This window comes from Pseudoalteromonas sp. SR45-1 (assembly GCF_014163655.1).
In the GTDB taxonomy this organism is placed as follows: domain Bacteria; phylum Pseudomonadota; class Gammaproteobacteria; order Enterobacterales; family Alteromonadaceae; genus Pseudoalteromonas; species Pseudoalteromonas distincta.
This window is the reverse complement of record NZ_JACJDR010000002.1, coordinates 102,377-109,569: the sequence shown is the minus strand read 5'-3', so window position 1 is coordinate 109,569 and position 7,193 is coordinate 102,377. Positions and strand designations below refer to the sequence as shown.

The 7,193-nt window shown below is 37.9% G+C and carries 7 protein-coding genes; 4 read left to right on the top strand and 3 right to left on the bottom strand.

The genetic code is table 11. The features are described from left to right. Positions 1-10 precede the first annotated feature (10 nt). A complete protein-coding gene (mraZ, locus tag H5089_RS02930; protein WP_007582904.1) occupies positions 11-469 on the bottom strand; it encodes a division/cell wall cluster transcriptional repressor MraZ in 459 nt (152 codons plus the stop codon). Positions 470-964: 495 nt separating this feature from the next. Between mraZ and H5089_RS02925 the strand changes: the two genes are divergently transcribed. From H5089_RS02925 to H5089_RS02915, 3 genes are read left to right on the top strand one after another with little or no spacing between them, the layout of a single operon-like run. After that, complete coding sequence (locus H5089_RS02925) at positions 965-1,303, top strand: hypothetical protein (RefSeq protein WP_002957982.1); 339 nt, start codon at positions 965-967, stop codon at positions 1,301-1,303. Between the two features lie 6 nt (positions 1,304-1,309). Further along, on the top strand, positions 1,310-1,765 hold the full coding sequence (locus tag H5089_RS02920) for a hypothetical protein (protein ID WP_182711433.1): 456 nt from the start codon (positions 1,310-1,312) through the stop codon (positions 1,763-1,765). 1 nt (position 1,766) lies between these two features. Then, the gene (locus H5089_RS02915) at positions 1,767-2,009 is read left to right on the top strand and encodes a hypothetical protein (protein WP_182711432.1); all 243 of its coding nucleotides are present in this window, start codon (positions 1,767-1,769) and stop codon (positions 2,007-2,009) included. Positions 2,010-2,012: 3 nt separating this feature from the next. On the opposite strand, the gene H5089_RS02910 is transcribed toward H5089_RS02915, so the two are convergent. Both H5089_RS02910 and H5089_RS02905 read right to left on the bottom strand, forming a co-directional pair. Continuing rightward, positions 2,013-2,987 carry a glutathione S-transferase family protein gene (locus tag H5089_RS02910; RefSeq protein WP_182711431.1) on the bottom strand — a complete coding sequence of 325 codons (975 nt, stop codon included), beginning with the start codon at positions 2,985-2,987 and terminating at the stop codon, positions 2,013-2,015. Between the two features lie 21 nt (positions 2,988-3,008). Then, positions 3,009-3,851, bottom strand: coding sequence for a pirin family protein (locus tag H5089_RS02905; protein WP_182711430.1), 843 nt, complete (start codon positions 3,849-3,851; stop codon positions 3,009-3,011). A 201-nt stretch (positions 3,852-4,052) separates the two neighbouring features. Between H5089_RS02905 and H5089_RS02900 the strand changes: the two genes are divergently transcribed. After that, positions 4,053-7,157, top strand: coding sequence for an EAL domain-containing protein (locus tag H5089_RS02900; RefSeq protein ID WP_182711429.1), 3,105 nt, complete (start codon positions 4,053-4,055; stop codon positions 7,155-7,157). Positions 7,158-7,193 lie beyond the last annotated feature (36 nt).

The following is a 7,193-nucleotide window of genomic DNA, read 5'->3' as shown; positions in this document are numbered from 1 at the left end:
TTTTGTGCCGTTAGAGTGTAAAATTATCTAAATCTTGGTTAGGTTCAAAATCACCAAGCCTTTCAAGCTCAGTATCTTGCTGCATTTGCTCGTGCCAACGCGCCTCGTCCCAAATTTCAAACTTATTCATCAAACCAACCAGCATGATTTTTTTGCCAAGAGATGCATGGGCACGTAATGACGGCGCAAGCAAAATTCGACCATTTTTATCAAGTTGATACTCTGTGGCGTTACCTAGCAACATACGTTGCATTCGTCGAGCTCGTGGATTCATATTAGATATTTTCGCTAAACGGCTTTCTATTTCGAGCCACTCAGCCAATGGATATAACCATAAACACGGTTCATTTAATGCGACGGTACAAATAACTGTCCCCTGATCTTCAGACAACAGAGATTCTCGGTACTTTGTCGGTACCGCAAAACGCCCCTTATCATCCAAACTCAGTGAACTCGCGCCACGAAACATAAAAAACCTACTTTGAAATTGTTTTATTCAATTTTTTGTTTATTTTATCCAATGAGATCCACTAAAAACCACTTTTTACCACAGTGCTCCAGTTTAGGGCTTGACAAGCCATTTTGTCAAGTAAGCTGACCAGCTTTAGTGAGTCTCAAAGCTAGAAAAAATAAGGGCTCAAGCGAAGCGTTTGAATTACGTGGGAAAAAGTGGGATTGAGGTAAAGAAAAATATCAGCTTTGCTTTTATAACTTTCTGTTTACATGCATTGCTTACTGAATAACCAATGAATATTTACAATTTTTAAGGCGTTTTTATCCTCTTTGTAAAATTTACCTAGCCGTGTAGTAATAGTTACTGTTTATTTTAAAATACTAATTATCAAAAATTAAAAAACACAAACAAAACCTTTCAAATTCAGGCAGTTAAAATAAATAACAAGTTTGGTTTAATCATTGCATCATCTAAATCACTATTTAAATTTTAACTTATTAAGGATTGATTATGGCTACCGCAACGAATACGAAACCAAATACAACTTCAGATGTTAAGCCTGACGTTAAACTAACAAATACTGAGTCTCCTCTTACAGAGAAAGCAACATCAGCGGCGCACGATGCTGTAGATGCACTTTCTAGCAAAGCTGCAACAGCTGAAAGCAGTGTGCGTAAAGGAGCTTCTAGCTCAGCAGATGCATTGAGCGAAAAACAACTTATTGCACGTGAAAAACTAAGCGAATGTACTGCAAAAACTCGTGCTTTTGCTTCTGAAAATCCATTAGCAACTGCGGGTATTGCTTTTGCTGCGGGTATGTTAATCACATCACTACTTCGTCGTAAGTAATTAGTGATGAATAACCCACAAACAACAGCAACCAAGGATGGTAATGCGCAAGACCAAACTACTGAGCAACATAGCCAAAAGGATGATTGGCAAGATCATGTTGCAATGCTTTTAGAGTATTCTAAGCAGCTCAAGGATGATTACCAAACTCAAGGAAAGATCACCCACCAGCTTGCTAAAGCTGAATGGCGGTTATCGCTTAGATCGCTTGCATTGATCACTATATTTTTAGGATGCTTTGCCAGTGGTTTGGTTTTGTTGTGGGCAGGATTTCTAGGTGCTGTTGGATACGGTGTATACGATGTTTTTGGGTCGGTATGGCTAAGTATAGCAACAGCTACTTTACTACAAGTTGCTTGTTTAATATGGCTTTGGAAAAATACAGTTTACTTAAGCAATAAAATTGGCTTTAGTAAAACACTTAAAAGTTTAAAGCAGCTATTTAACTTACAAGGACATTAGTATGTTAGTTAACTACTTAATTAAAGCACCTAATGAAAACGTTGATGCTCTAAGTAAGCAAGTGGATACGCGCAGTGAATTGAAACGCCAACATCATGCAGCGTTCCAATATAGACTAAAGCGTTTTGCCGTAACCAAAGTTGGGCTTTCAAGTGCCTTTATCGCAGGTGCAGCAGTACAAGCGGGTAAAAGCGAAACCAGCTTCGTAAGAAAATACGGCTGGCTAGTGAACTTGATAGCTTAAGCGCTAAACATTTCTACCGTGATCAGATAAGTAATCAATACTTGGACCACTTGGCACAACTTGTGTTGGGTTGATCATTGTGTGACTAAAATAGTAGTGACGCTTAATATGATAAAAATCAACTGTTTCAGCCACTCCTTTAACTTGATATAGCTCCCTAAGGTATCCACTTAATGCAGGATAGCTTTCAATTGTGCGTAAATTACATTTAAAATGGCCAACGTACACACTATCAAACCGAATGAGTGTAGTGAATAGTCGCCAATCTGCCTCGGTGAGCCTATTACCTGTTAAATAACGCTGCTTGCTCAGTATCCCTTCTACTTTATCGAGTGCTTTGAATAAATCGTTAAACGCCTCTTCGTATGCATCTTGAGTTGTTGCGAATCCCGTACGATAAACACCATTATTTATATTTGGATAAATCAACGCATTTAATTCATCAATTTTTGGTCGTAGTGCCTCCGGATAGTAGTCATCGTTATTACCTGTTAACTCATTAAACGCACTATTGAACATACGTATAATATCGGCAGACTCATTACTGACAATTTTATTTAGCTTTTTATCCCACAATACGGGTACTGTAACTCGCCCGGAATACTTAGGATTATTTTTTGTATACACTTGATGTAAGTAGTTACTATTAAATAAAGCATCACCAGTACTGTGGTTTTGCGTATCAAAAGCCCAACCACTATCAAGCATATCAGGGCTAACAACCGACACCGTAATTAAATCGTGCAACCCTTTTAACGCTCTAAATATAAGCGTTCGATGCGCCCAAGGACACGCAAGTGACACATATAAATGATACCTGTTCGCTTGTGCTTTAAATCCGGCCTCGCCCGTTATTCCAGCGCTACCATCAACAGTTACCCAGTGACGTAACTGCGCCGTTTCGCGTTCAAACTTACCGTTACTTGAATCTGTGTCGTACCATTTATCTTGCCATTGGCCGTTAACTAATAATCCCATAAAACTCTCCTAAAAATACCGTTATATTTTGCCAAACTCACCGTTTTGATAATCACGCACTGCTTGCTGTACTTCTGCTTGCGTCGTCATTACAAACGGACCCATATGAGCAATTGGCTGATTAAGTGGATCGCCTGCTAAAACTAAAACGCCAGCGCCTTGTTCAGAGCTAATATTAATATCACTGCCTGGTTCTAAAATAAGTAACTTACCCGCTGGTATTGTTTGATTGTCGCTCATTATTAGTGAGCCGCTATGAATATAAAGCATTACTTTTTGTTGGCTAAGAGGCTCTAAATAAGTGCTTTTACCAGCAGGTAATGTAATATCAGCAAGCGCCGCATTAGCAGCTAAACTTTGCAGCTCGCTTGCAAGCGTTTCACTTTCGAACTGCCACGATCCCGCAAGTGCTTTTAACGTCACGCCTTGCGTATTTGTAAAACTAGGAGCTGGGTTTTTAGTCGTATCTTGATAACGTGAATCACGCATTTTTTCTGCGCTTGGCATGTTTATCCAAATTTGAAAGCCATGCAAACCGTCAACAGCATCAGCGAGTGGCATTTCACTGTGCATGACGCCGCGCCCTGTGCTCATCCATTGCACATCACCTGCTTTAATTGCTTCTTTGTTACCCATTTGGTCACGATGCTCAAAGCCACCTTTTAGAATATAAGTAAACGTTTCAATTCCTCGGTGCGGATGCTCAGGAAAGCCTCCCATATAATCTTTTTTTTCATCTGACTTAAGTTCATCAATCATCAAAAATGGATCCAAATATTTACCATCAAACCCAGGTATACGGCTAATGCTCACGCCATCGCCATCTTGAGTTGCATAAGCTGTAAGTATTTTTGATATTTTCATTTTTTAATTCACTCTAAAGAATAAGTTTATGAGACTATTAAATCATTCATTAAACAAAACAACTATGTCTTTAAATCGAGCTTAAAGTTCTAAAAAATAGAACGACATTGATTCATTGGTTACATTTTCAACCTTATAATTACTATGGTTATTTGGAGTGAATTTGGCTACAATTGTTATTGCAAAATACGAAACTAAGGAATGGTTATTTTTACTTATTCTCTCAAACATCAGCTTTATCGTTTGCTTATATTGCTAAGTATTCCGGGCACCGCTGTAATTATTTTTACTCTGCTGCTTGAACGCCACCACTCTATTGAGCAAAGTGAAAAAAAAGTAGAAAACATTGCTAAGCAATTAATTTTACAGCAAAAGCACTTAGTCGATGATATTGACCGTTTAGCGCGTTATTTGGCTAAAGAGGAAAGTAAGAAAGAAAATATAGCAACGTCCTGCCCTAATTATTTTAATCAATTTAGAGCTATTTATGCCCATGTTGCCAATATCGGGATTATAGATCCAAATGGCATTGTTATGTGTACAACAAGCGGATTAACCAAAACAATAAGTATTGCAGATCGTGCGTATTTTCAAAATGCCTTAAAAAGTAACCAATTGTCGGTAGGTTATTTTCAGCACGATAGAAACTTGCAAAAAAACACCCTTAACTTTGCGTTGCCTATCATTAATAAAAAAAATGTAATTCAGGGCGTTGTAGTTATCGTTGTTGCGCTTGACTGGTGGAACAATGCTTTTAATAATATTGAACTGCCGACTGGCTCTATTGCTGCAATCGCTGATTCTAATGGAAAAATTTTAGCGCGTTACCCACCAACAACTGCAGCCCTTGGCGATAATATTGCAAAGACTTTATTAGCAACTGATTCTTCGATTGATAATGAGGCATTAACAAAAATAAAATCTATTGAGGGTGAAGATCGAATGCTTCATCACTCTATTATTTATAAAGATCCGAGTAATAACAGCTTAAATATACATATTGCACTTCCTATTACGCATGCTTTAAAGCAAATAAATAATAATTTTTTTATAGCGATTGGTGTGTTTATTTTATCACTGCTAGTGCTATGTTTAATTGCACGTAAGCTGCTTAAAACCAGCATTATCGACCCAATTAATAATCTAACAAATGCAACAAACGTGTTGGCTAAGGGCGAAATGCCGTCACAAAAAACACAGCCAAATAATCCAGAGCTAAATACTCTCTATCAGCGCTTTAAATCAATGGCGCAAACTAGGTTAACAGCTGAAGCTAATTTAAAAAACAAGCACGATGAGCTTACCAGCTTGCTTAATACTCTACCCGACAGTTACGTTAGAATTAACATCCATGGCGATATTCTCAACATAACGGGGCAATTTAAGCCTCAAGTAAACCCAAACAGCACTGCAGTACCTCATTTATCATCAATACTTTCACACAGCAATGTTCAGCTTTTGTTATCGCAGTTATCTAAGCTTGATGTTTCGAGTAATTTAGAATTTACACTCGAAAAATCAGATCCTAAACGCAGCTTTGAAGCGCGTATTAGTGCAATGCAAAGTAAAAATGAATACGTTGTTGTGCTAAGAGATATAACACAACGAAAAATAAATGAAGAAGCACTCCACCTTGCCTCGCTAGTGTATAACAACAGTAGTGAAGGCATGGCAATCACCGATCCAGCGGGTATAATATTTGATGTAAACCCTGCGTTTTGCAAAACGACTTTATATAGTAAAGAAGAAGTTATTGGGCGCTCCTCTTCAATTCTTTCATCAGGAAAACATGATAAGAATTTTTACAATAAAATGTGGTCTGAATTACAGCAAACAGGCCGCTGGCAAGGCGAGGTTATTAACCGTAAAAAGAACGGGCAGCTATACTCTGAGTGGCTCACAATCGATACGGTTTATGATACAAACAACGCACCTATTCGTCGAATCGCGATATTTACAGACCTCACTGAGAAAAAACAAGCCGATGAAACAATTTGGCGACAAGCTCACTATGATCACCTAACTGACTTACCAAATCGTTTAGAGTTAAAGGAGCGATTAAATCAACGATTTTCAAACATTGTTACTCCCGACAATCAATTGGTTGTCATGCTTTTAGATATAGATCACTTTAAAGATATTAATGACACATTAGGCCATCACTATGGTGATAACTTATTAAAACTCGTATCTCAGCGTATAGTCCAGTCGGCAAAAAATGCTGAGTTTGTGGCACGTATTGGTGGTGATGAGTTTGTTATTGTGTTTAATCGTATAAAAAGTACGCGTCATATTAATCAAATTGCCAGTAATATTTTGCTTAGCCTATCGTCGGCTTTGCATCTTGAAAACGAAGAGTTATTTATTAGCGCCAGCATGGGCATAGCATGCGCCCCTAATGATGGTGAAAATACTGAACAACTTTTAAAGGCAGCCGATCAGGCTATGTATAAAGCAAAAAGTAATGGTCGTAACTGTTTTGAATTTTTCTCTGCTGACATGCGCGAATATGCACACGCGCGCATGGTGCTATTAAAAGACTTACGAAGTGCCATTGAACTTGAACAGTTTGAGTTGTTTTATCAGCCCATTGTTGCTTTGAATGATTTACATATTCATAAAGCTGAAGCACTTATTCGTTGGCAACATCCCGAAAAAGGCCTAATTAGCCCTGTCGCATTTATTCCTCTTGCTGAAGAAACTAGGCAAATAAATGCAATTGGCCAATTTGTATTTGCTCAAACCTTGCAAACGCTTAACGATATAAAAACCCTAACCGATGACACTTTTCAAATAAGTGTAAACGTGTCGCCAGTGCAGTTATCCACGCCAGAGAGTGGTATAGATGAATGGTACGATATGCTAAAAGCTGCAAAATTACCTGCATCCTCAATTGTGGCAGAAATAACTGAAGGCCTAATGATTAACCCCGAAGCATTAACGCAACGTCGCTTAAAAGAAATAGTAAAATCAGGTATGCAGCTTGCCCTTGATGATTTTGGTACAGGATATTCGTCACTCGCTTACTTACAAGAAATGGATACCGACTATTTAAAAATAGATAAACGTTTTGTTGATAATATCCAAGTAGGCAGTCAAGAACTTGCACTGTGTGAAGCAATAATTGTTATGGCGCATCAACTGGGCTTAAAAGTAATCGCCGAAGGAATTGAAACTAAATTACAAATGCAGCTATTACTTGAAGCCGGATGTGATTACGGACAAGGTTATTTATTTTCAAGACCTTTAAATAAAAGCAGTTTTATGGCACTTCTAGCTGATAAAAAAGTCGCTTTATTAAAATAAATAAACAAAAAATTACTGTTACGCAATAAATAATGC

Bases quoted from the DNA above. Each gene is read 5' to 3' on its own strand.
- H5089_RS02925 (WP_002957982.1), top strand. From the start codon at position 965: ATGGCTACCGCAACGAATACGAAACCAAATACAACTTCAGATGTTAAG.
- H5089_RS02920 (WP_182711433.1), top strand. From the start codon at position 1,310: ATGAATAACCCACAAACAACAGCAACCAAGGATGGTAATGCGCAAGAC.
- H5089_RS02900 (WP_182711429.1), top strand. From the start codon at position 4,053: ATGGTTATTTTTACTTATTCTCTCAAACATCAGCTTTATCGTTTGCTT.
- mraZ (WP_007582904.1), bottom strand. From the start codon at position 469: ATGTTTCGTGGCGCGAGTTCACTGAGTTTGGATGATAAGGGGCGTTTT.
- H5089_RS02905 (WP_182711430.1), bottom strand. From the start codon at position 3,851: ATGAAAATATCAAAAATACTTACAGCTTATGCAACTCAAGATGGCGAT.
- H5089_RS02915 (WP_182711432.1), top strand. From the start codon at position 1,767: ATGTTAGTTAACTACTTAATTAAAGCACCTAATGAAAACGTTGATGCT.
- H5089_RS02910 (WP_182711431.1), bottom strand. From the start codon at position 2,987: ATGGGATTATTAGTTAACGGCCAATGGCAAGATAAATGGTACGACACA.